Here is a 24,359-nt window from a genome sequence, read left to right on the forward strand (position 1 = left end):
AAGCAGTGTTAGGATTAGCGGACTAAAAGTAGCTAGGTATTTAACGTGACTAAAATTGCATATCCAGATTATGAAGATCTGGGTGAACTACTCATAGGTTCAAAAATATTGGTTAGCCCTGCAGAAGTTCATGGCCTGTTAAGTGGCTTACTAGCAGCTGGCCTGCCCAATGACGGTGACTGGATGAGCCAGATTAATGCGCTGATTAACGATGGCCAAGGTTTACCTGTTGAGATTAAAAAGCAGCTTAAAATAGTAATGGAAGCCACCCATAGCGGGATGAGTGATAGCTTGTTAGGTTTTCAATTGATGTTGCCCGACGACGAAGTAGTGGTAGAAGAGCGCACCGAAGCCTTAGCCCAATGGGTACAAAGCTTTTTAGTGGGTTTTGGGGTAGTGCAAAACGACCTAAATAAACTCTCTGAAGACGTGCAAGAACTGGTTAAAGACTTCACCGAAATTAGCCAATTATCTTCCGATTTAGATGATGACGAAGAAGAGAACGAACAAGCCCTATTCCAAGTAGTGGAATACGTTCGCATTGGCGCGATTACTATTTTTGCTCACCTCACTGCCAGTGATAGCGACCAACAACAACCTACACTGCATTAAACACTTATAAGCCAAGGAGTTGCTGTGTTTTTACAACGTCGTCAGCAGTTATTTGCTGCCATGTCAGACAACAGTGTTGCGATTTTCTGTGCTGCCGAAGAACAAACGCGCAGCCGCGACACTGAGTTTCCCTTTCGCCAAGACAGCGACTTTTACTACTTCTCTGGCTTTAACGAGCCCAGCGCAATGTTATTGCTTATTAAACACGCTGGCGAAACTCGCACCGTGTTGTTTAATCGCCGCAAAGATAAGCTGGCCGAAATTTGGCAAGGCCGCCGTTTAGGCCAAGAGCAAGCTGTAAGTAATTTGGCTATCGATAAAGCTCACGCCATAGAAGAATTTGGCGAGCATTTACATCTTGAGCTAGATGGCCTAGACAAAGTGTATTTGGCCCAAGGGCGTTACCCTGCTTACGACCAACAAATTTTTGCTGCCATCGAATGCCTACGCAATGGTTTGCGCCAAGGCTTTAAAGCGCCTAAGCAAATCGAAGACTGGCGACCCATTGTTGATGAAATGCGCCTGATTAAATCGGCCGAAGAAGTGGCGCTAATGCGCAAAGCAGGCGAGATCTCTGCCGCTGGTCATGTGCGTGCTATGCGCAGCTGTAAGATAGGCATGTGGGAATACCAGTTAGAAGCCGAAATTCATCACGAGTTTTTAATGGCCGGCTCACGCGCGCCTGCTTACGGCACCATTGTTGGCGCTGGTGATAACGCGTGTATCTTGCATTACACCGAAAACGAAAGCGTGATGCAAGATGGCGATTTGGTGCTTATTGATGCCGGCGCTGAATACCAAATGTATGCCGGTGATATTACCCGTACCTTCCCGGTAAACGGTAAGTTCAGCCCAGAGCAAGCCAAGCTCTATAACGTAGTATTAGATGCTCAATTAGCCGCTTTAGACATGCTAAAACCAGGTGTGTCTATTTACCAAGTTAACCAAGAGGTGCTTAAGATTATGGTGAGTGGCTTGGTGGAACTGGGCATTATGCAGGGCGACGTTGCTAAGCTCATCGAAGAAGAAGCTTACAAAGAATATTACATGCACGGTTTAGGACATTGGATTGGCCTAGACGTACACGATGTGGGTGACTATTACGATGTTAAGCGCACTCGACCATTGGTAGAGGGCATGGCCATCACCATTGAACCTGGCTTGTATATTCCTGCAGATGCCGAGGTGCCAGCGGCTTATCAAGGCATAGGTATTCGTATTGAAGACGATGTAGTGATAACCAGGGATGGTCGTGAAATTCTGACCAGCGATGTACCTAAATCTATTGCCGAAATAGAAGCGTTAATGGCAAATGGCTAGTATGACCGCTCAGCATCAGCACTTTGATATTGCCATTGTTGGTGCAGGCATGGCAGGCGCAAGCCTTGCTTTAGCTTTAAGCAATGCTAGTGCTGAACAGCCTTTACGCATTGCGGTTATCGAGGCCGCCGAGCTAAATTTTGGCCAGCACCCGGGCTTTGATGGTCGCGCTATTGCTTTATCGGCTGGCTCAGAACAGTGGCTAAAACAGCAAAACTTGTGGCAATTTTTAGCGCCACATACTTGCGCCATTGAGCATATCCATGTCTCGGATCGCGGCCATTGCGGCTATACCACCTTAAATGCTCAGGAGTATCAGCTTGATGCTCTAGGGCAAGTGATAGAGCTAGAACACGCAGGTCGTGAGTTTCACACTCTACTTAGCCAGCGCCAGCAGGTGCAGTTGTTTTGCCCCAACAAGGTAAACAAGATTGAGCAGCAGTCAGAGCAAGTACTTGTAGAGCTAGATAAGCAGCAAACCATTAGTGCTAGCTTATTAGTGGGCGCAGATGGCGCTGAGTCACTAGTGGGTAAGCAAATAGGCAATCAACAGCAACATGATTTTGGCAAGTTTGCCTTAATTGCCAATGTGCAGGCAGAGCAAGATCTCGCAGGTCGCGCTTTTGAACGCTTTACCGAAGATGGGCCATTAGCGCTATTACCTATGACCGACAATCGTTGGTCGGTAGTTTGGTCACTTAATGGCGAGGATGCTCAGCGCCTGCAAGCGGCCAGTGAGAATGAGTTTTTAGCGGAGCTACAGCGCGCTTTTGGTTACCGTGCTGGGCGCTTTATTGGCGTGGGCAAACGCTTTGCCTATCCCTTAGCGCTGCGTTATTACCCACGTTTGTTTAGTCACCGTTTATTGGTGCTAGGCAATGCCGCCCATGCGCTGCACCCTATTGCCGGGCAGGGCTTTAATTTAGGGCTGCGTGACGTAGCGGCTCTGGCGGAACTGATTCAACAGCAGTGGAGCTGCGGCGGCGATTTAGGCGCGCACAGCCTATTAGATGCATATCAACAAGCGCGTGAGCAAGATAATGCCCGCACCATTTCCATGACATCTACGCTGGCTAGTTTGTTTGCCAGCAACGACAAAACTTCGGTAGTTCCACGTAACCTTGGCCTTATGGCTATGCAACTTTCTCCTCGCTTTAAATCGCTGCTAGCGAAACAAAGCTTAGGTTTATATCTCTCTTAACAAGCACTAGGACAGGCAAATGCAAGCGGTTGATTTAACAATTATTGGTGGTGGAATGGTAGGTTTGGCCTTAGCCAGTGCACTGGCCGACAGCTCGTTGCGTATTGCCATTGTTGAACCCAAACCCTCGCAGCCGCCAGAGCTGAGCGAATACAGCTTGCGGGTGAGTGCACTTAGTTTGTCTTCTCAACAGTTTTTACAATCGCTAGGAGTATGGCAAAGCATAGTAGAGCAGCGAGTCGCACCTTATAACGACATGCAAGTTTGGGAGCACGACAGCTTTGCTAAGATTCGTTTTCAAGCAGAAAAGATGATGGTGCCAAACATTGGTCACATTGTAGAAAACGACATTATTCGTCACGCCTTATGGCAACAAGTTAGCCAGCAGAGCAATGTCACTATTATTGAGCAGGCAGTAGACAAATTGCACCGCGGCGATAGTGAATCATGGTTAAGCTTTGCCAATGGCCAAGGTCTAAGCTCTAAACTGCTGGTGGCGGCAGATGGCGCAAACTCTTGGTTGCGCCAACAACTAGATATCCCTCTTACCTATTGGGATTACCAGCACACTGCCATTGTGGCCACCATTAAAACCGCTGAACCACACCAAGATTGTGCCCGCCAAATATTTACCCCAGAAGGTCCCTTAGCCTTTTTACCCTTAAGCGATGCCAATACCTGTTCGATTGTTTGGTCGGTTTCACCCGACAGAGCGGCAGAGCTGCAAGCCATGAGTGAGGCCGAGTTTAATAAGCAACTTACTATGGCCTTTGATAATCGCTTAGGTCTGTGTGAGCGAGTAGGTGAGTGCGCTGGCTTCCCACTGCGAATGCGTTATGCACGCGATTTTGCCGGTAAAGGTTTTGCCCTTATTGGCGATGCCGCCCACACCATTCACCCCTTAGCTGGGCAGGGTGTAAACCTAGGGTTAATGGATGCTGCCGCGCTGGCACAAGAGCTAATAGCTTTGCAACAAGCAGGCAAGAGCATTAACGACTACGCCAATCTACGCCACTTTGAGCGCTGGCGTAAAAGCGAAGCCAGCCAAATGATCGCCTCAATGGAATTGTTTAAGCGCTTATTTGGCAATACCAATCCTGCACTTAAACTGCTGCGCGGAGTAGGCATGAGCTTGGTGGATAAAGCTGAACCGCTTAAGCAACAAGCGATGCGTCGGGCCTTGGGTTTAGAAGGTGACCTGCCTAAGCGAGCCAACTGTAAAGTCTAAGCTTTAGCGCTGACACTTAGAGAAAGTGCCAGCGCTTTTGGTTGCTAAGCTTATTGGTCGCGTGGCTTACTGCGCTTCATAATCGCCGAGAACTGGTCACCACTGGTATTGGCAGATACCAATATCCAACCTGATTGATTCAAGTGATTAAGTGCATCCATCGGTGAGTTAAAAGCAATTACTTTGCCCTGGTTATCTCGCAATAGATCTTTGTTTTTTATGCCAATCTCTAAAGCTTGGCCAAAGTCTACTTCAACCTTCCACTTGGTTAAGCTCAGTAGTTTTCCTTTGGCCACCACCATGGCGTACTCCTCGCCGGTTTGTAGCTGGTGCGTTTCTTCGGCTTGTACACTTAAAGACAAGATAAACATGCCAAACATCGCGGCTAGTAAAGCTCTTATTATTGCCGTTTTATATCGAATGCTCTTATTCAATTGTTGCGAATTCATGGAGTGCTCCTAGGCCTATTTACGTAGCAGTTCGATAATGTCGTAAGCTGCTTGGTAGAGCTTGTTAAAGTGCTCGTAAGGCGCTGGCAATTCACTGGCGATGCGGCTGTTAATCGCGATAATGGTGCCAGACTCTGGATCAGCCCAAATAAGTTGTCCGCCCCAACCGCTGTGGCCCAAGCCATATTTGTTCATAATTGCCGATTTGTAATAGCGAGACTCAATGGCGGTAAGCTCTGCAGGCACTACCTCTCCGTCTTTCTTAGCTTGTTTAATATCTTGTTTTACAGCTTTGCTATCTTCAATGAGCAAGCGGCCATAGCGGGCAAAGTCTAAGCTAGCCGACATCAACGATGCGCCAATCATCGGAACACCTTCAAAGTCGGTGCCCATGTAAACGGTTTGCTCTCCGCCAATATCGTGCATTAGTTCGCGCACCAACTGGTCGGCAGGTGTGTTAGTGGCAGCCTCAAGAATCAGCATTAGTACGTTGGTATTAATGGTGGCGTAATTGGCCATTTTCCCTTTCCACTCATTGCTGGGGCCCATGGCGCCAATTTCATTGGCAAACTCGCGTAGGGTTTTGCGCTGGTCGTTACGTTGTAGGCCTATGACTCGCTCATCTTCATCAAACATTTTTAGCGCTTCTGGGTCACCGGTGTATGCCGCTAGCTCAGAAATATCATGGTTTACCGCCATGTTTGCAACATCGCCTACGGTGCGGCCTCTAAAGCCTGCGCCAATCTCTGGCAGGTATTTTTCTACCTTGTCATCCAAGCTGATTTTTTGGGCTTTAAGGGCGCGGTTTAGCAATATATACCCCATCGACTTAGTCGAAGACTGGTCCGAGTAAATGCTATTGCGATCACTATCGCGGTAGTGCTCTAGCATTACATCGCCATGCTGGTTCATCACTACTATGCTGGCCACCGCCGGGTGGTTAATGATTCTGGCTACCGAGTCAATTTCATGAATCTCGTAATGGCGCTTTTGGTGATTAATGCGAAAGCTGTCTTGCGCGTTAACGGCCATTACGTTGGGGGTGATTGACGGCAAGTTTATTAGGCCTTCGGCGCGTTGCTGTTGCCAAGTATCAATAGTTAATGGCGTTAAGTTAGAAGGTGCAGCACTTACACCAATGCTGAGAATGGCTGCAGCGGCTAAGCTCGCGATAAAAGCGGTTTTAAGTGTTTTGCTATTTGTCATGGTTATTCACCTTATGGTTTGGCGAATCCTGCCTAGGGTTAACAGCTTGTTCCTCAAGCTGCAAAGTTGTGTTGTTGTTTCAATGTCTTCATATTACGCAATGCTAATTTCATAATATGAACTCTGAACTTTGTCGATTTCGTAATACGAAAAGAGCCGATTACTTTTAATTCATCGCGGTACTGGCAAGCTAGGGTTTAGAATTTACGGCCAAGACTAAGGCTAAAGGGCACATCAAAACCGGGATTAGGAGGAAGCAAATCGGCGTTAGAAAGGTGACGCCAAGAAAAGCTAAGCTCCCACTGTCTGTTCTCTCCAAAATAAGCGCCAAAGCTAATGAAGTCGTTAAACAGAAACCGCGAGCCTTGCTCTTGATAGCCCAACTTATTGGATGACATGATGGAAGGCCCAGCAGTAAAGCCGAAATATGGGTCGAAGCTATCGCGAGCTTTTAAGTTGTAACGAATGGTGGGAAGTATTGAGTACACATCTACTTCACTGTTTTGTTCAACATCGCTCACCAAGTGGCTGTAGCCCACACCCAGCAGTAATTGCCAGCGCTCATTCTCGCCAAAGCGGCGATCCCAAAAGGTGTAACTAAGATCAAATACCGCGTTGTTTTGTCGATCAACATTGGCGCCTACTTGCGGGCCATAGCCCACGCCAATGTTTAATTGTTTGGCGGGCAACTCAACACTTAATAGCATTAAACACAGCCAGGCTAAGCTGGTCGTTAGTTTTTGGCCTTTAGCCTTGGAAGGGGAAAGTAATGCAACTTGCTGCATAAATGCTGCCTCATGGTGGTTGTTTAAAGCCTTCTGAGGGCAACTCTAGATAATTCTATTTTCATAATATGAACAAAGGACTAAGCTGTATTTCATATAGTGTAAAAAGAGCAAAGGCAAATGGCGGAATTGAATACCGAAGGTTTTGAGTTTTTTGGCGAAGATGAACAGCGCTTTAGAATGATGCTGATAGAACGCATCGAAGCTTACATGGTGCATAACAACATGAGCAAAAGTGCTTTGGCTGACAAAGCCAATATTGGCAAAACCGCTTTTTATAGCAAAATGGATAAGCAACAGGGCAGCCAATTTACCGTGTCTGACTTATTTCGTTTGGGCAAAGTCTTAGACGTAAGCATTTTGCAGTTCTTTCCAGTTGATGAAATAGACCGTATTCACGGTGGCCAACTGGCTGTGCCTGCTAGTGTGCTTAGTTTAATGGATGAAATGATGAGCATGCCCAATGAAGACATCGAGTTGCTGCACTCTTTAATGCAAACCCTGCGAAAGCATCAACGCATAAGCTAAGCTGTTAACACTCTCTTCGTTTAAATATTGAACAGGTACCAATGGCTTAATTTTGCTAATTGAAGCGCTTAAACAGGTGATTTATTTTTATTAAGTTTTTTCTTGTGGATTAGTTTAACTAATGATTGGCGGTTTTGAGTCGGCCTTTTAAATTGTGGTTATGTTTGCGTAGGCTAGCAATAATTAGTGAATAACTAAGATTTGGCTTGGTTTGTTGGTGTTTTTTGCTGTTTTGGGGCGTTTTTAGCTAAAGCTTGTCACCACGCTGTTGAAGGGATGTAAGTAAATTGTGCAGCTTATAGATTAGCTCAGCTTGTGATTGGTGCTTTCTTGTTGCGCACATCTCGCTATAATTGTTCAGCATTGGCAGGGGGAGTTTATCCTTCGCGTCCTCATAATAAAGGGATCAGCACATGACACAGCAAACGGTACTTCATCAAGCGCACCTCGACGCAGGCGCAAAGTTAGTGGATTTTCACGGCTGGGAAATGCCGATTAACTACGGCTCACAAATCGAAGAGCACCACGCTGTTCGCCAAGCCGCTGGCATGTTTGATGTATCCCACATGACCATTGTTGATGTGCAGGGCGAGCAAGCCCAAGCTTTTCTTCGAAAACTATTAGCTAACGACGTGGCCAAACTTACCGTTAAAGGTAAAGCGCTTTACGGCGGCATGTTAAACCATGAAGGCGGCGTGATTGACGACCTTATTACCTATTACTTTAGCGAAACCGATTACCGCTTAGTGGTTAACTCGGCTACGCGCGAAAAAGATCTAGCGTGGATCAACCAACAAGCCAGTGATTTTGCAGTAAGCATTACCGAGCGCCCAGAGCTAGCGATGATAGCGGTACAAGGCCCACAGGCTAAAAAGCTGACTTCTGCGGTATTAGACAATGACCAAAACCTCGCTATCGAAGGTATGAAGCCGTTCTTTGGTGTACAAGCTGGCGACTTATTTATTGCGACAACTGGTTATACCGGTGAGCAAGGCTACGAAATTGTGGTACCGCAAGATAAAGCGGTAGCGCTTTGGAAAGCCCTAGAAGCGCAAGGTGTACAACCTTGTGGTTTAGGCGCGCGCGATACCCTGCGTTTAGAAGCAGGCATGAATTTATATGGTCAAGACATGGACGAGGGCGTATCACCGCTGGCGGCAAACATGGGCTGGACCATTGCATGGGCACCTGAAGACCGCGACTTTATTGGTCGTAAAGCGTTAGAAGCACAAAAAGCTGAAGGCACCGACAAGCTGGTAGGTTTAGTTATGGAAACCAAAGGCGTAATGCGTGCAGGCCAAGCGGTTACCGTTGTGAATGAATATGGTGAAGCCTTACCTGGCGTTGTCACCAGTGGCACTTTTTCTCCTACTTTGGGTCAAAGTATTGCGCTGGCTCGTATCGCCAATTGCGACGTTGAAGAAGCCTTAGTGGAAATGCGCAAAAAACAGGTTAAAGTGAAAGTAGTAAAACCTGTATTTGTGCGTAATGGCGCCAAAGTGTAAGCCCCAATAATCGAATTTTGTTTGTAGATTTAACTTTAAATTAAAACCTTAAGTAAGAACTTATAGAGGAAAGGAATTATGGCTAATATCCCTGCCGAACTGCGTTATGCCAGTACTCACGAATGGGTACGTTCAGAAGGCGATGGCGTATACACCGTTGGCATTAGTGAGCACGCGCAAGAGCTACTAGGCGACATGGTATTTATTGACTTACCAGACGTAGGCGACGAGATTGACGCAGGCGATGACTGCGCAGTGGCGGAGTCGGTTAAAGCCGCCTCAGACATCTACGCACCAGTAAGCGGCGAAGTAGTAGAGATTAACGACGAGCTAGAAGATTCACCCGAGCAAGTAAACAGCGATGCTTACGGTGATGGTTGGATGTTTAAAGTTAAAGTGAGCGACGAAAGCGAGCTAGAGAACTTACTCTCGGCCGAAGATTACGCCGCCACTATCGAAGAAGATGAATAAGCTTTGATCAAAAATGCGCTCCGCTAGTCGGGGCGCTTTTTTTGTCCGTAACACAACAATAAACCCGACTAAACGCAACGCATTTTGTTTCAGTAATACAGGAATAGTTTAATGAACCCGTCTTTGCCGTTAACCGAATTAGAGCAAAACCAAGACTTTATTCGCCGCCATATTGGCCCCGATCAAGCCGAAGTTAATACCATGCTTAAACAGCTTGGCTTAAGCTCTGTAGAGCAACTTATTGAGCAAACGGTGCCTCAGCAAATTCGTTTAAACCAAGACCTAAGTATTGGCGATAGCCTCACCGAGCAACAAGCGCTTGCTGCATTACGTAAGCTAGCTAAGCAAAACAAGGTTTACCGTAGCTACATTGGTATGGGCTACCACAATACCCATGTACCGCACGTTATTTTACGTAATGTATTTGAAAACCCAGGTTGGTACACCGCCTACACACCTTACCAACCAGAGATTGCCCAAGGCCGCTTAGAAGCACTGCTTAACTTCCAACAGTTAACCCTAGATTTAACTGGCTTAGAGCTAGCTAGTGCTTCGTTATTGGATGAAGCTACCGCCGCAGCCGAGGCCATGGCGCTTGCTAAGCGTGTGTCTAAAAATAAAAAATGTAACCTGTACTTTATTGCCGACGACGTGCACCCGCAAACCATCGACGTAGTAAAAGAGCGTGCCGATTTCTTCGGTTTCGACGTTGAAGTAGGCCCAGCCGAAAGCGTGGTTGAGCACAATGTGTTTGGCGCGCTGTTGCAATACCCCGGCACTACTGGCCGAGTGCGCGATTTAAGCGAGCTTATTGAACAAGTACATAGCAACAAAGGCATTGTGGCTGTAGCGGCCGATATTATGGCCTTGGTAATGCTTAAATCGCCAGGTGCCATGGGTGCCGACGTAGTACTAGGCTGCGCTCAACGCTTTGGTGTACCTATGGGTTACGGCGGACCACATGCAGCATTTTTTGCAACCCGAGACGCTTACAAACGCTCCTTACCGGGTCGAATTATTGGTGTCTCTAAAGACAGGCGTGGCAAGCCTGCACTGCGTATGGCACTGCAAACCCGCGAGCAACATATTCGCCGCGAAAAAGCCAACTCAAACATTTGTACTGCCCAAGTATTGCTGGCCAACATGGCCTCGTTTTACGCGGTATTCCACGGCCCAGATGGCCTGCGCACCATTGCCCAACGCATTCACCGCTTAACCGCTATTCTTGCTCACGGCCTAGAGGCCAAAGGACTAAGTCCAGAACACGCGCAATACTTTGATACTCTAAGCATCAAAGTAAGCGATAAAGACGCGATTAAAGCACGCAGCGAAGCATTAGGTATTAACTTGCGTATGGATTTAGATGGCAGCGTAGCGCTAAGCCTAGATGAAACCACCACAGCAAGCGACGTAAATGACTTATTCACGGTATTGCTGGGTGATGATCACGGCTTAGATGCCGCGCGTTTAGATGACATTGTGAAAGGCGAAACCTGCATTCCAGAAACGCTACTACGCGATACGCCAATTTTGGAGCACGAAGTATTTAACCGTTACCGCAGCGAAACCGATGTACTGCGTTACATTCGCAAGTTAGAAGGTAAAGACTTAGCGCTTAACCATTCGATGATCTCGCTAGGCTCATGCACCATGAAGCTAAACGCCACTGCCGAGATGATCCCAGTAACTTGGCCAGAGTTTTCCAGCATGCACCCCTTCTGCCCAAGTGACCAAGCGCAGGGCTACCACGCCATGATTAGCCAGCTAGAAGATTGGCTGGTTAACATTACCGGTTACGATTCAATTTGTATGCAGCCAAACTCGGGCGCGCAGGGTGAATATGCGGGCTTATTGGCGATTCAAAAATACCACGCTAGCCGCGGCGACCATCACCGTAACATTTGTTTAATTCCTAGCTCGGCGCACGGTACTAACCCTGCTTCTGCACAAATGGCTAACTTAAAAGTAGTGGTAGTGGCCTGTGATAAAGAGGGCAACGTAGACATGGACGACATGCGCAGCAAAGCCGAAGAGCTAGCCGAGCAGTTGTCTTGTGTGATGATTACCTACCCAAGTACTCACGGCGTATACGAAGAAACCATTAAAGAGATTTGCGACATTGTTCATGACAATGGTGGCCAAGTGTACATGGACGGCGCCAACATGAACGCCCAAGTAGGCATTACTTCGCCAGGCTTTATTGGCTCCGACGTAAGCCACTTAAACCTGCATAAAACCTTTGCTATTCCGCACGGTGGCGGTGGCCCGGGTATGGGGCCAATCGGCGTTAAAGCCCATTTGGCACCTTTTGTAGCTGGCCACAGCGTAGTAAGCAATGGCAAAGCCAGCCACGCCAATGCCGCGGTATCGGCTGCGCCTTATGGCAGCGCGTCTATCTTGCCAATTAGTTGGATGTACGTAGCTATGTTGGGTAACCAAGGGCTGCGCCAATCATCTGAGATTGCCATTCTAAACGCTAACTACCTAGCTAGCCGTTTAAGCCAAGGCTTCCCTATTTTATACAGCGGACAAAATGGCCGAGTCGCGCACGAATGTATTATTGATATGCGTCCACTTAAAGAGGCTACTGGCATTACTGAAATGGACGTCGCCAAGCGCTTAAATGACTACGGCTTTCACGCACCAACCATGAGCTTCCCAGTAGCGGGCACGCTAATGGTAGAGCCTACTGAGTCGGAATCACTAGCCGAAATCGACCGCTTTATTGATGCGATGTTATCGATACGCGCCGAGATAGCTAAAGTGGAAACGGGTGAGTGGACGCTACAAGACAACCCACTAGTGTTTGCCCCGCATACTCTAGATGACTTAACCGATGCTCAATGGACCCATAACTACAGCCGCGAGCTAGCCGTGTTCCCATGTGACGCAGTTAAGCAAAACAAATTCTGGCCTACAGTAAATCGCATTGATGATGTTTATGGGGATAGGAACCTCTTTTGTGCTTGCCTGCCGATGGAAGCCTACCAAGAGTAAAAATCAAAAGCTTTTCAGTGTGTTATGATAGAAAGCGAAGCAGTAGTGCTTCGCTTTTTTTGTGCGTGAAGTTTCAGAGTTTACGCAGTTGAATTTAAAGTTACTCTGACCCCTTAGACCCCTTAGACCCCTTAGACCCCTTAGACCCCTTAGACCCCTTATATTTTTTATTCCTCTGAAAAGCATGGGGCAAGGGTAACGAAATTGGAAAGCCAGCAAAGAATCAATTTGGCAGTTAACTTTATAAAAAAGAAAGAAAAAAACTTTACAATGCAAATTTACAATATTATCATTAATGGCGTGGGTGCTATTCGCCCATTTGCTTATTGTTTTTTTTGTGTAGCAAACAGAAAAGCGACGCTCTATGGAGCGAACCTGAGACTATAGAGTTTCTAGGTTCTTGACCCGCATCTGTGCGCCCTAATGTGATTTTTAATGCGAGCCATAATTGCCCGCATAAAAATCACTAATTTGGGTCGACGGTTGTCTGGCATCGATTAGAGAAGTCGGCTCAATGGTCATTATTTAGATTTCTGGTTCAAAACTTATTGGTCTGGCAGGGCAATTTCGTCCACAACTAATAGGAGACATTAATATGTCTAAGCTTGATTTAAATATCCGTTACACAAGCCAAAAAGAAAGCACAGAGCTCACTGTTGAAGCCAACTATGAGTCAACTGAAAAGCAAAATGACCAGAGCCCAAGGAGTGTGGTAGGACTAGTTTTAGACTACCTCCCTTTGGCTGTTAATCTGATAGTCATGACTGTACCAGTAATTTCTGATGCCTTGACTCATTTGATCTAACAGCTGACTTCTCTTTTTCTAACGTTTTTGGTGTGTTATGGATAAACCCTTATACCCTTGTAAGCCGATTGGTTCTATTCACGTCTTGGCCAACACCTTGGGTGTACACCCGCTGAAATTAAAGAGTATCGCTAATAAAGCCGAGAGCTCTTATACTTCTTATAACTTGAAGCAGCATCCAACTACGGGCAAGGTTAGAACGGTTTGTGATCCAAAACATGAATTGAAAAAAATCCAAAAGCGACTCAATTCAAGAATATTTGCTAAAGTTGAATTCCCGCCATACGTTCAAGGAGGGATTAAAGCGACGATAGATAGCAAACGTGATTATATTGAAAATGCTACTATTCATGGTCGCAGTCAAACGTTGATAAATCTTGACGTAAAAAACTTCTATCCAAATGTCAAAGCAGATGCCGTAAAGAACATTTTTAAATATTTCTTTAGGTTTAGCGACGATGTTGTCGACCTTCTAACCAAATTAACTACTTATCGAGGAAGCTTGCCGCAAGGCGGTTGTGCATCAAGCTATTTGGCAAACTTAGTATTTTTTAACGATGAGTATCGTTTGGTGAGTTCTTTAAGAGGGAAGCAGATCAGGTATACGCGGTTATTGGATGATGTAACAATTTCGTCTCAAAAGCCTCTGGACGGAAACACAAGTGAGAAGATAATAAAGCAGGTAGCGGCAATGCTCCGCAAGCATAATCTGTCTCTGAAATCTCCGAAGACAAAAGTTTCAGATCGAAAAGAATTGCATAAAGAGTTTGAAGTAACTGGATTATGTGTTCGAGCTAGTTTTCCCAAAGTACGTAAGCAAGATAGGAGGTATGTTAGGCAGCTAGTGTTTAACTGTGAGCAGCTTGCCGCTCAAACTCGTACTAGTGAAGATTATCATAGCTTGTGGAATAAAACCTCTGGGCTGGTAGCAAAACTAGTTCGATTACAGCATTCGGAAGGCAAAAGTTACAGAAAAAGGTTGACTAAAATCTTGCCCCTTTACGACCAATATCAAGAGAACAAAATTTGTAAGCGTTATTATGCTGCTTTGAAAGTGCCAAGGGAGCAACATGTCCAATGGGGCACAATTAATAAATATAATAAGTTAATGTATAGTTTGGGAATATTGTCTCGCACAAACAAAAAACGTGCTCAACATTTTAGGAAAAAATTGGCGACACATTATTCCTCGGTACCAGTTATTGAGGATTTTTGGGAGAGCTAAATGACAAAAGTGAATGGAAAGGTTAATGCCTATAATGATTTTAAGGGTGTTGGCTTTATAAGGCGGGAGAAAGGCAAAGACCTCTTTTTTTCTATAGATGATTTCGAGACAGAAGTTGATATTGACGCTATAGCCATAGGAAAGGTCCTATTGTTTGACGTTGTTAAGACCGCTAAAGGGCCTAGAGCTATGGCTATAGAATTTGGTTAATGACTCGCTTTTCATTTGGCTCTTGGTGAACCGGAGAGTGAGAATAAATGGGGTAAGAGTCACTTTAAACATCTAGTCCCTTTTGTCCCTTAGTCTCTTAACTAATAAATAAAAGGGGGGCAGAGTCACTTTAAATATCTGTTCTCTTTAGCACCTTTTCCGCTTACTTAAAAATCACTTATCACATTAAACGCTCTAAACTCGTCGTAGGCGTATTGATCGGTCATGCCGCTGATATAGTCAATAATCAGCCTTGTGCGGTAGTAAAACTCGCGACATTGTTCGTTGCTAAACGCATCACTTACTGGTGCTTCGCCCATGGCCTTTTGATACGCCGCTAAGTGTTTAGCTGGTAGTTTTTTGAATAGGCGCTGTATGTAAGCAGAGCTTTTTTCTTTGGGCTTGGTGTTATCTACTAAGTATTCAAACTTGCCTTGGCTTAGCGCTAGTAGCGGTTGATAGCAGGCCATTAAGCCAGAGATAATTTGGTAGCCTTGTAGCTCGCGGGCTTCTACTTCTGGGTGGCAAAAGCAACGCTCTAGCGCGACGCTTTTAAAGGTTTCTACAATGAGGTGGTTTACGCTGCCATCTTCGATAAGCGCCCGGTTTAAGCTGCCTTGATAAACCGCTTCTAAGTTTTCTACAAACTGATTTTTGGCATGTTCGGGCAAGCGTTGGTTTACTGCTACGCGTAGGTAAACAAAAAACATCGAGTCTCTTTCTTCATCACTTAGCTGTGGTTTTTTACTTTGGTGAGCAAAGTCGAGAATGGTTTCCATTTCTTTTGGTTTGCTGCAGCCATTTTCACTGCTTAGCTTGGCAAAAGTGGCTAATAGGGCGTGCTTTAGTTCTTTAATGCTCAGCACGCCTTTTTCTATGGCGTCTTCTAAATCGGCAATGCCGTAAGATACATCATCCGCCGCTTCCATAATGTAAGAAAACGGCGAGCGGCAGTATTGCTCTATATTTAGGCTGTAGCGAATGTCTTGAATGTAGTTTTGCTCGCTAAGGTAATAACCCACTTTCTTTTTTAAGTAACTAAACGGTGCGCTTTTATCTGGCTTGGCTTCTGTTCCACAGCGAGTGTATTTGAGTATGCCAGAGGCTTGCGAGTAGGTGAGGTTTAGCTTTAATAAGGAGTGAATAAGCCTTATGCCTTGAGCGTTGCCCTCGAAGCTGACTAAATCTCGATGAATCGCTTTTGGCAGATTTTGTTTCGGTTTTTCGTTCTGGTCTTCATCTAGTTCTGTTGCTTGAGAGCTTTGGTAGAGGTGGTTGAGGTTTTCACTTAACCAATCAATTAATGCTTCTTCACCAAAATGACCAAAGGGCGGGTTGCCTATGTCGTGCATTAAACAGGACATTTCTACAATGCTTTCTAACTGGCGCTCAAGCCCTTTAAGTTGGTAGCTGTTTTGTTCATCAACTAAGGCTTCGCAAATGAGCTGAGAGATATAACGGCCCACTTGTTGTACTTCTAAAGAATGGGTAAGGCGGCTGCGTACTGCGGCATTTCGCTCTAGCGGGAATACTTGGGTTTTTTGTTGTAAGCGGCGCACCGCAGCGCTGTTAATGATTCGGCCTCGGTCGCTTTCAAACTTCTTTAGGTCGGCATTAAGATCTGGCTTTGCTGGGTAGGGCCGAGTGCCAAGAATCTTACTAGCGAAATTTACCGTCATACTCTAAGCCGCTCTCTGTCAATTAGAGTATTTATACTGCTGTATTATCTATAGAAAATCAATTAATGAGTTTTTTGAAAATAGTAGTTTGGATCATTACTGAGAAGTGGGTTGCATTGATAACAGTGGGAGTGATGTTTTTATATTTGCTTGCGATAAAGGCGACGGTTTTAGCGTGGTATTTACGGCCTTGGCGGTTACACTAAGCCGCTTAGCTGGTGAGTATTTACTCCCAGTATTACAGTGCTTTTATTAAAGTACCTTGTTTTATAAGGCTTGTTTATGTCGTTTAGTGCGTTAGGTTTGTGTGATGCTTTGCTAAAAGCCGTTGCAGAGCAGGGTTATGCCACTCCATCACCAATACAGCTTGAAGCTATTCCAGCTGTGTTAAGCCAGCGTGATGTTATGGCGGCAGCACAAACTGGCACCGGTAAAACGGCCGCTTTTACCTTGCCAATGGTGCAGCTGTTAGCGGGTGGGAACAAGCGGCAGGCCTTAGCGGTGCGGGCATTAGTGATTGCCCCAACTCGAGAGCTGGCTGCACAAGTTGCCGAAAGTGTTAAAAACTACAGCAACAAGATGAACATTAGCACTGCTGCGGTATTTGGTGGGGTGAGGATTGAGCCGCAAATCGCCCAGTTGCGCAGTGGAGTAGACATGCTGGTGGCAACACCGGGTAGATTGCTTGATCTTTATAAACAACAGGCTGTTAAGTTTGAGCAGCTTGAGATTTTAGTGCTTGATGAAGCAGACCGGATGTTGGATTTAGGCTTTATCGACGATATTCGCAGTATTCAACGCTTGCTGCCTAAACAGCGCCAAACTTTACTGTTCTCTGCCACCTTTTCTCAACCGATTAAGGCACTAGCCAGGGGCAGGCTTAATAACCCCTAGCTTATTGAAGTAACCGCAGTAAATAGCACCGTTGATACGGTTAAACAACGTATTCATCCGGTAGATAAAGCACGTAAAAACGCCTTGTTAATCCACCTGCTTAAAAAGCATAAATGGCCGCAAGTGCTGGTGTTTAGTCGCACTAAACGCGGTGCCGATGCTTTGGTCTCTCAGTTAGCGAATGTGGGGATTACCGCTGCATCTATTCATGCAAACCGCACCCAACATGCGCGAACCAATGCTCTAGAGGGCTTTAAAGGTGGCAGCATAAAAGTGCTGGTGGCTACAGATATTGCTTCGCGAGGCATTGATGTTAGCCAACTGCCATGTGTTATTAATGTTGATTTACCTTATGTTGCAGAGGACTACGTGCATCGTATTGGCCGCACCGGGCGTGCTGGAGCCTCTGGCTTGGCGATTTCATTGTTTAGTGAAGACGAGTCTAAACAGCTAAAGGCAATAGAACGACTGATTGGCCACCAGTTTACATTGGATGTTATCCCGCGCTTTGCTCCTACTGAAAAACAGCCAGAACCGCTTTGCGATGACGACGATGTATATGGCAATTTTGAGCCAGATCCCGTTGCGGATTACAAAGGTAAATCGAAAGGGCGAGGAAGCCGCAGTGGGAAAAGCTCTGGCAGGAGTGCTAAAAGTAACAAGCGGACAAAGTAAGTGGAATATAGCTGTTGTTAGGTTAGGGACTTAGGTGAAAGCAATTTGATCAACCATTAAAGATAACGTTATTCGTTTTGAACTTTTTTGTGATCCACTTTTTTTACCCAATTTGAGAGCTCACTGCGGAAACGGTGTTCGAGATAGTCTGTATAGAAGAAGGGAATAGCTAACCTATTATTTCGGTTAGCTATTTCTTTGATTCGAATAAAGTTAGCCAAACATGAGGTAATGGGTTAGGCCAATGAATAACATGGCGACTGATGAAGTTAAAAAAATAACAGCTAACACTTTGTCTATAGTTCTTATTGAACGTTGTACTAGTTTTTCGTCGTAAAGTTGTATGTTGCCAACTCGCTTACTTACTACGGTTAAGGCATACATGGGTAAACGGGTACCAAAGCCTTTATCCCATTCTGGTATGTCACCATGCACTTTTTTTATCTGCTTATCGAAGTGTTTTAGCGATATGCGGCCAAATAAGAGGAGCGATATCGAGAAGGTTAGAAAAGTGATTGGTAGTCCCACTGCCACGATACTATTAAGCACTTCCACTAGGCTAATCATTTCATAGAGCTTTGACGTGCTCTACTATCCTATTAAAAAATATATAGAAAAAATAGAAATGAAAAATATCGCAGAAGATATATTGTAGTACCAAGCCAGTTTAATATCTTTTGCTCTGGCATGTCTTTTAACTGCGTTCTTATCGACAATCGGCGTGCTTTTTACTTCTTTTTTAACGATGACTAAGGCGTATGTCATTATTCGTGTTCCGAAGCCTTTATCCCATTCAGCTGGGCCAAAACCTTCCTTTAATAGTTCGTTATCCAAGTGGGTAACAGATATTTTTCTAAAGACTATTGTTGCTATTCCCCAGTTTAGAAAAATAACAAAACCGACAATAGCAAGGTAATCTTCAAAATTTAATGAATTCATTATATGCTCGAGCCCAGTTTGTAGGCACTTTCTGCAAAGAAACGGCCAACAGTGTCACCTGTTACAGCTGCACCGTATCCCGCTGTTACCCCAATTCCTACTGCTACAACCCAACCTACTGGTGTTGAGAATAGTGCGATACCTAAAAGTGTTGAAGTTACAACGGAACCAACAGCCATTCCAGCTGCAGCAGCAGAGCCGAAGGCTGCAGTTTCAACTGCTGCTGATTTCTGCCAGTTTGCTCCTGCTTTGTATTGGTCATATACACCAGCACCACGAACGCCAGCATCAATGGCTAATGCTCCATAACCTAACATGCTTGTTTTGCTGGCAAAACCTTTTATTAAGTTAAATTCTTTGGTGGTGGAAAGCTTTATTGGTTGGAAGCTACGAGCGCTTTTAGCCTGATTTATGCCACGTTGAGCTCTGGTCCAAGCGTTACCCCTAGAGCTGGCTTTACTCGCGTATTTGTTGATCTCTCGGTGAAACTTTCTCGTCAGTTCCGCGTGCATGCTTTTTGCGGCTTGTTCTAGCTTGGTCATTTCGATTTTACTGAGCTTAGCTAGCTTTCCTCTGCGTACGGCTTCTAAAGCTTTCTGATATCGCTCAGCCGTTGCCCCAAAAGTATTAAACCTCTGTTCAATCACGGTCGCAGCTGCTCCTGAGTACCCAGCTTGATTGCCTGTTTTTCTTGGATCAATTTTATCGTGAAATACTAAAGGAGCGATATGCTCTTGGTTAAATTCGGCCATTGCAGTCACTAAGTCTGAGCCGAACTGATTAAGCATGTCTGCAATGTTTACTCGTTGCTGGCGGGGAAGTAAGCGGAGCTCTCTTAGCTGGCGAGCCTTTTGAGGGTAGAGCTGTTGCCAAGGCTTACGGTCTTGCGTTGGCTTCATTTGTCTTACTACAAATGGCGTTCCATGAGGAATGGTATTACTTAAGATATGTGGGTTATCTTTTCTAAAAGCCAACAAAGCATCTTTATCATTTGTATCACATGGCGGTTTACTGCAGTTGCTTTTATTGAAGCAAATTAGAATGTCATCGCTCATTGGTTAGTCCATTAATCACAAATAAATCATTAGTGGTGATTCTGTTGGAATTGGTATTGAGTGTCAACAAAGTAAGAGGTCTAAAACTTAAATTTAACAATTGCTTATTGAAGGTTGAACTTAAATCAAATTGTCTAATCTTTAACTTGCCCTCGAAATGCTGTAGTTTATTTTTAATTGGATGTTCAATTAATAAAAATTTGAGTGACACTTATGCCAAAGGTAGGGATGCCTGAAATACGTAAACCGCAGCTGGTAGAAGCTACTATGGCGGTGATAAACGAAGTAGGTTTGTCGGGCGCAAGCGTCACTTTAATTAGTAAAAATGCAGGTGTGTCTTCGGGCATTATTCATCATTATTTTGGTGGTAAACACGGCTTATTAGAAGAAACTATGCGTACTGTGTTACGTAAGTTATCTGCCGCTTCCATTGCGCATCTGCAAGCTGTTGAGCCCAACGATGTAATGGCTAGGGTTAAGGCGATTGTTGCTGCCAATTTTGATGGCTACCAAGTAGAAGGCAAGGTAGTTAAAACCTGGTTAGCATTTTGGGCACAGGCCATGCACGACCAAGATTTACATCGCTTGCAACGTGTGAATGAGCGCCGCTTATTGTCGCACCTTCGTTTTGAACTCAAACATATTTTACCTGCCGAACAAGCCGCTTTTGTTGCCCAAGGAATAGCGGCACTTATCGACGGTATTTGGCTGCGCGGGGCACTTAATCCCGAGGGTATTTCTGCTGATTATGCGCAAAAGCTGGTAGCAGATTACCTAGAAAAGCAGCTCGCCCCCTATTTAGGCTAAGTTTTAACTAAGCAACAACAGCTAATTACTAAGGCATTTTGATGACAATGAAGTCTCTTTATATCCATGGTGAAGCCCTTGAAGGCTCTTCGGCGGATACATTTATCACGACTAACCCTGCCACTGGCGAAGTGTTAGCACAAATTAGCCAAGCCTCGGCTGAAGATGTAGATCGCGCTGTGGCCTCTGCACAGCAGGGCTTTAAAGTGTGGTCGGCTATGAGTGGCGCTGAGCGAGGTCGCATTATGATGCGAGCTGTTGCCATATTACGCCAACGTAACGACGAGCTGGCAGAGTTAGAAGTGAAAGACACCGGTAAGCCGATTCAAGAAGCGATAGCAGTAGACATTGTTACTGGTGCCGATGTGATTGAGTATTACGCGGGTTTGGCGGCGGCTATTCAAGGCCAGCAACAAGACCTAGGCCACGGTCAGTTTTTTTATACGCGCCGCGAACCCTTAGGTGTATGTGCCGGAATAGGCGCGTGGAACTACCCCATTCAAATCGCCATGTGGAAATCGGCTCCTGCCTTAGCGGCAGGCAACGCCATGGTGTTTAAACCTTCGGAAGAAACGCCATTGTCTGTACTCAAATTGGCAGAGATCTTCACCGAGGCTGGCGTGCCTGATGGCGTATTTAACGTGGTGCAAGGTGATTGCCGAGTTGGTCAAATGCTGTCGCGCCACCCTGATATCGCCAAGGTTTCGTTTACTGGTGAATCTGGTACTGGCAAAAAGGTTATGGCCGATGCTGCTGGCACACTCAAAGACATCACTATGGAGCTGGGCGGCAAGTCACCTCTAATTGTATTTGACGATGCCAAGCTAAATAACGCGGTGTCGGCAGCCATGCTAGCTAACTTTTATACCCAAGGCGAAGTGTGTACTCACGGTACACGGGTGTTTGTGCATGATGCAATTTACGATGAGTTTGTAGCGCAAATTACTCATCGAACGCGCAAGCTAAAAGTGGGTGACCCAAGTGATATGGAGACACAAATTGGCGCGCTTATCTCACGCGAGCATTTAGAGAAGGTGCTGGGTTTTATTGAAGCAGCAAAAGCTTCTGGCGCACGTTTACTATGTGGTGGCCAGCGTGAAACGGCTAACGGTTTAGATAAAGGTTACTTTGTGCAACCCACCATTTTTGCCGATTGTAGCGATGATATGCCGCAAGTTAAGCATGAAATTTTTGGCCCGGTAATGTCGATTCTACGTTTTAGTGATGAAGATGAAGTGATTAAGCGTGCTAACGCCACTGACTATGGTTTGGCGGCAGGTTTGTTCACCCAAAACTTATCGCGTGCTCATCGGGTTATTGCGCAAATAGAAGCCGGCATTTGCTGGGTAAATACCTGGGGCGGCTCGCCAGCAGAAATGCCCGTAGGCGGTTATAAACAGTCGGGGATTGGCCGAGAAAATGGCATAGAAACGCTTAATCACTACACCCAAAATAAGAGTGTAATGATTGAGTTAGGTGACTTAGAAAGCCCTTACGAATAAGCCATTCAGCACTAACCACTGCTAAGGCTGGGTTGGCCAAACAGGGAATAAGATGAACACCAATTTCGATTATATTATTGTTGGCGCAGGCTCTGCAGGTTGTGTATTAGCCGACCGCTTAAGTGCTTGTGGTAAACATACGGTTTTATTGCTTGAGGCGGGCGGCAGCGACAAAAGTATATTTATTCAAATGCCTACCGCTTTGTCTTTCCCCATGAATAGCAAAAAGTATGCATGGCAGTTTGAAAGCCAACGTGAAGCTGGCATTGATAATCGCCGTTTGCATTGCCCAAGAGGGCGAGTGCTTGGTGGCAGTTCTTCGATTAACGGCATGGTGTATGTGCGTGGTCATGCTTGCGACTTTGATGAATGGGCAGAGCAGGGCGCACAGGGGTGGAGTTATCAAGAATGCTTGCCCTATTTTCGCCGGGCTGAGTCATGGATAGATGGTGCCGATGATTACCGAGGGGGCGATGGCCCACTGGCTACCTGTGGCGGTAATAATATGAGCTTGAACCCGCTTTACCAAGCCTTTATCGATGCTGGCCAGCAAGCGGGTTACCCAACAACCAGTGATTACAACGGTTACCAGCAAGAGGGTTTTGGTCCCATGCATATGACCGTAGACAAAGGCGTGCGCGCTTCAACATCAAATGCTTATTTACGCCGAGCCCTTAAGCGCAGCAACCTCACCTTGCTAAAGGGTGTGCTTACCCGCAAGGTATTAATTAAAGACCAACATGCTATTGGGGTAGAAATTGAGCGAGCTGGCCAAGTAGAAAAGCTGTTTACCAACAAAGAAGTGCTTCTGGCTGCAGGCTCTATCGGTTCGCCGCAGTTATTGCAGTTATCGGGCATTGGGCCGAAAGCCGTTTTAAAAGATGCAGGTGTTGAGCTGGTTCAAGATTTGCGAGGTGTGGGGGAAAACCTGCAAGATCACTTAGAAGTGTATTTTCAATATGCCTGTCGCCAGCCGATAACCCTTAACAGTAAGTTAGGGCTAATTAGCAAAGGCTTAATTGGCGCGCGTTGGTTATTGCGAAAAGACGGTTTAGGCGCAACTAATCATTTTGAATCTTGCGCGTTTATTCGCTCGCGGGCTGGGCTTAAATGGCCGAATATTCAATATCACTTTTTACCCGCCGCAATGCGTTACGACGGCCAAGCTGCTTTTAGTGGGCATGGCTTTCAGGTTCATGTTGGGCCTAATAAACCCCAAAGCCGAGGGCGAGTGTGGATTAGTTCAGCCGATCCGCATGCTAAACCTAATATTCAGTTTAACTACATTAGCACCGAGCAAGACAAGCAAGACTGGCGTGACTGTATTCGTTTAAGTCGAGAGATTTTGGCGCAGCCAGCAATGAATGATTATCGCGGGGAAGAGATTCAACCCGGCGCTAATATTAACAGCGATGAAGCGATAGATGCGTGGGTAAGGCAAAATGTAGAAAGTGCTTATCACCCTTCGTGTAGTTGTAAAATGGGCGGTGATAATGACCCAATGGCCGTGGTAAATAGCCAGTGCCAAGTAAAAGGCATTACTAGCTTACGGGTGGTTGATTCCTCGGTTTTTCCTACTATTCCTAATGGTAACCTTAATGCCCCTACCATTATGGTGGCGGAGAAAATAGCGGACTCTGTTTTAGGACACCCACCGCTTGCCGCAGCAAATGTAACCACCTGGATAGCAGAAGATTGGCAAAACAAGCAACGAACCGGCAAGCCGAAACGCTGAGGTGGCTTAAGGCCTGTTTAGACGCGAGAAGCCAGAGCATAACTATTACTAGTATGTATAAATCCGAGCAGCTTGCGCTCGGATTTTTTTTCTAGGTTGACAATAAAACGTACATATGCAAAATTCAACATATGTAAATAAATGCATGTGAACGATGAACCCTCAATTATTTTATAAATGCCTCGCTGATGATGTTCGCCTAAAAGCCTTGATGATTATTGCCGAGGCTGGTGAGGCCTGTGTCTGTGATTTGATGCAAGCCTTGCAGCTCGACCAACCAAAGACTTCTCGCCATTTAGCGCAGTTGCGCAAATGCCAAGTATTACTCGATCAGCGGCGCGGTAAGTGGGTGTATTACCAATTACACCCTGAGTTACCAAGCTGGGCTGAACGAGTGTTGCGCGAGACTCAAGCCAATAACAAAGACTACTACCAAGCAGAGTTAGCGCGCTTTGAAGCGAATAAACAACAGCTTTGCTAGTGGATTCATCACAGAACCCACCTACACAGGTAGCTGGGGAAGAAGGTAAT

22 protein-coding genes and 1 pseudogene are annotated in these 24,359 nt (G+C 45.7%); 16 read left to right on the forward strand and 7 right to left on the reverse strand.

The window, feature by feature from the left end; all coding sequences use genetic code 11:
• The first annotated feature begins 45 nt into the window (after positions 1 to 45).
• The 4 genes from K5609_RS04415 to K5609_RS04430 are packed head-to-tail and all read left to right on the forward strand — an operon-like array spanning position 46 to position 4,361.
• Positions 46 to 612 (forward strand): UPF0149 family protein, encoded by a 567-nt coding sequence (locus tag K5609_RS04415; RefSeq protein ID WP_163131973.1) that lies wholly within the window; start codon positions 46 to 48, stop codon positions 610 to 612.
• 24 nt (positions 613 to 636) lie between these two features.
• Complete coding sequence (gene pepP, locus K5609_RS04420) at positions 637 to 1,932, forward strand: Xaa-Pro aminopeptidase (RefSeq protein WP_221076123.1); 1,296 nt, start codon at positions 637 to 639, stop codon at positions 1,930 to 1,932.
• Between the two features lies 1 nt (position 1,933).
• Positions 1,934 to 3,133: a 2-octaprenyl-6-methoxyphenyl hydroxylase gene (gene ubiH, locus K5609_RS04425; RefSeq protein ID WP_221076124.1), complete on the forward strand. Its 1,200-nt coding sequence runs from the start codon at positions 1,934 to 1,936 to the stop codon at positions 3,131 to 3,133.
• Between the two features lie 19 nt (positions 3,134 to 3,152).
• Positions 3,153 to 4,361, forward strand: a complete 1,209-nt coding sequence (locus K5609_RS04430; protein WP_221076125.1) for an FAD-dependent monooxygenase — start codon at positions 3,153 to 3,155, stop codon at positions 4,359 to 4,361.
• A 50-nt stretch (positions 4,362 to 4,411) separates the two neighbouring features.
• Here K5609_RS04430 and K5609_RS04435 read toward each other — a convergent pair whose 3' ends face one another.
• The 3 genes from K5609_RS04435 to K5609_RS04445 form a co-directional block, all read right to left on the reverse strand.
• Positions 4,412 to 4,810 (reverse strand): hypothetical protein, encoded by a 399-nt coding sequence (locus K5609_RS04435; RefSeq protein ID WP_221076126.1) that lies wholly within the window; start codon positions 4,808 to 4,810, stop codon positions 4,412 to 4,414.
• A gap of 15 nt (positions 4,811 to 4,825) precedes the next feature.
• Positions 4,826 to 6,016, reverse strand: a complete 1,191-nt coding sequence (locus tag K5609_RS04440) for a serine hydrolase domain-containing protein (RefSeq protein WP_221076127.1) — start codon at positions 6,014 to 6,016, stop codon at positions 4,826 to 4,828.
• Positions 6,017 to 6,213: 197 nt separating this feature from the next.
• On the reverse strand, positions 6,214 to 6,801 hold the full coding sequence (locus tag K5609_RS04445; protein ID WP_221076128.1) for an acyloxyacyl hydrolase: 588 nt from the start codon (positions 6,799 to 6,801) through the stop codon (positions 6,214 to 6,216).
• 120 nt (positions 6,802 to 6,921) lie between these two features.
• Between K5609_RS04445 and K5609_RS04450 the strand changes: the two genes are divergently transcribed.
• From K5609_RS04450 to K5609_RS04480, 7 genes are all read left to right on the forward strand, one after another.
• The gene (locus tag K5609_RS04450) at positions 6,922 to 7,329 is read left to right on the forward strand and encodes an XRE family transcriptional regulator (RefSeq protein ID WP_221076129.1); all 408 of its coding nucleotides are present in this window, start codon (positions 6,922 to 6,924) and stop codon (positions 7,327 to 7,329) included.
• A gap of 413 nt (positions 7,330 to 7,742) precedes the next feature.
• Entirely contained in the window at positions 7,743 to 8,834 is a 1,092-nt protein-coding gene (gcvT, locus tag K5609_RS04455; RefSeq protein ID WP_221076130.1) for a glycine cleavage system aminomethyltransferase GcvT, read from the forward strand.
• A 78-nt stretch (positions 8,835 to 8,912) separates the two neighbouring features.
• Positions 8,913 to 9,305 (forward strand): glycine cleavage system protein GcvH, encoded by a 393-nt coding sequence (gene gcvH / locus K5609_RS04460; RefSeq protein ID WP_221076131.1) that lies wholly within the window; start codon positions 8,913 to 8,915, stop codon positions 9,303 to 9,305.
• 111 nt (positions 9,306 to 9,416) lie between these two features.
• Positions 9,417 to 12,302, forward strand: coding sequence for an aminomethyl-transferring glycine dehydrogenase (gcvP, locus tag K5609_RS04465; protein ID WP_221076132.1), 2,886 nt, complete (start codon positions 9,417 to 9,419; stop codon positions 12,300 to 12,302).
• Positions 12,303 to 12,897: 595 nt separating this feature from the next.
• Positions 12,898 to 13,107 (forward strand): hypothetical protein, encoded by a 210-nt coding sequence (locus tag K5609_RS04470; protein ID WP_221076133.1) that lies wholly within the window; start codon positions 12,898 to 12,900, stop codon positions 13,105 to 13,107.
• A 37-nt stretch (positions 13,108 to 13,144) separates the two neighbouring features.
• Entirely contained in the window at positions 13,145 to 14,332 is a 1,188-nt protein-coding gene (locus K5609_RS04475) for a reverse transcriptase family protein (protein WP_221076134.1), read from the forward strand.
• Positions 14,333 to 14,542 (forward strand): cold shock domain-containing protein, encoded by a 210-nt coding sequence (locus K5609_RS04480; RefSeq protein ID WP_221076135.1) that lies wholly within the window; start codon positions 14,333 to 14,335, stop codon positions 14,540 to 14,542. It begins immediately after the preceding gene.
• A 167-nt stretch (positions 14,543 to 14,709) separates the two neighbouring features.
• Here K5609_RS04480 and dgt read toward each other — a convergent pair whose 3' ends face one another.
• Positions 14,710 to 16,221, reverse strand: coding sequence for a dGTPase (gene dgt / locus K5609_RS04485; protein ID WP_221076136.1), 1,512 nt, complete (start codon positions 16,219 to 16,221; stop codon positions 14,710 to 14,712).
• A gap of 282 nt (positions 16,222 to 16,503) precedes the next feature.
• On the opposite strand from dgt, the pseudogene K5609_RS04490 reads away from it, so the two are divergent.
• A pseudogene (locus K5609_RS04490) lies at positions 16,504 to 17,790 on the forward strand (DEAD/DEAH box helicase).
• A gap of 213 nt (positions 17,791 to 18,003) precedes the next feature.
• On the opposite strand, the gene K5609_RS04495 reads toward K5609_RS04490, so the two are convergent.
• Genes K5609_RS04495 through K5609_RS04505 form a run of 3 tightly spaced genes read right to left on the reverse strand, consistent with a single transcriptional unit; the run spans position 18,004 to position 19,784 of the window.
• The gene (locus K5609_RS04495; RefSeq protein WP_221076137.1) at positions 18,004 to 18,357 is read right to left on the reverse strand and encodes a hypothetical protein; all 354 of its coding nucleotides are present in this window, start codon (positions 18,355 to 18,357) and stop codon (positions 18,004 to 18,006) included.
• Positions 18,358 to 18,381: 24 nt separating this feature from the next.
• Positions 18,382 to 18,729 carry a hypothetical protein gene (locus K5609_RS04500; RefSeq protein ID WP_221076138.1) on the reverse strand — a complete coding sequence of 116 codons (348 nt, stop codon included), beginning with the start codon at positions 18,727 to 18,729 and terminating at the stop codon, positions 18,382 to 18,384.
• Positions 18,729 to 19,784 carry a hypothetical protein gene (locus K5609_RS04505; protein ID WP_221076139.1) on the reverse strand — a complete coding sequence of 352 codons (1,056 nt, stop codon included), beginning with the start codon at positions 19,782 to 19,784 and terminating at the stop codon, positions 18,729 to 18,731. Before K5609_RS04505 ends, K5609_RS04500 begins: the two co-directional genes overlap by 1 nt.
• Before the next feature lie 213 nt (positions 19,785 to 19,997).
• On the opposite strand from K5609_RS04505, the gene betI reads away from it, so the two are divergent.
• The 4 genes from betI (at position 19,998) to K5609_RS04525 (ending at position 24,309) form a co-directional block, all read left to right on the forward strand.
• Positions 19,998 to 20,591, forward strand: coding sequence for a transcriptional regulator BetI (betI, locus tag K5609_RS04510; RefSeq protein WP_221076140.1), 594 nt, complete (start codon positions 19,998 to 20,000; stop codon positions 20,589 to 20,591).
• 47 nt (positions 20,592 to 20,638) lie between these two features.
• Positions 20,639 to 22,093 (forward strand): betaine-aldehyde dehydrogenase, encoded by a 1,455-nt coding sequence (gene betB / locus K5609_RS04515; RefSeq protein WP_221077199.1) that lies wholly within the window; start codon positions 20,639 to 20,641, stop codon positions 22,091 to 22,093.
• A 52-nt stretch (positions 22,094 to 22,145) separates the two neighbouring features.
• Complete coding sequence (betA, locus tag K5609_RS04520; RefSeq protein WP_221076141.1) at positions 22,146 to 23,828, forward strand: choline dehydrogenase; 1,683 nt, start codon at positions 22,146 to 22,148, stop codon at positions 23,826 to 23,828.
• 154 nt (positions 23,829 to 23,982) lie between these two features.
• The gene (locus K5609_RS04525) at positions 23,983 to 24,309 is read left to right on the forward strand and encodes a metalloregulator ArsR/SmtB family transcription factor (RefSeq protein WP_016400497.1); all 327 of its coding nucleotides are present in this window, start codon (positions 23,983 to 23,985) and stop codon (positions 24,307 to 24,309) included.
• Positions 24,310 to 24,359: the final 50 nt, after the last annotated feature.

The sequence above is a fragment of the Agarivorans aestuarii genome (assembly GCF_019670125.1).
Lineage (GTDB): Bacteria > Pseudomonadota > Gammaproteobacteria > Enterobacterales > Celerinatantimonadaceae > Agarivorans > Agarivorans aestuarii.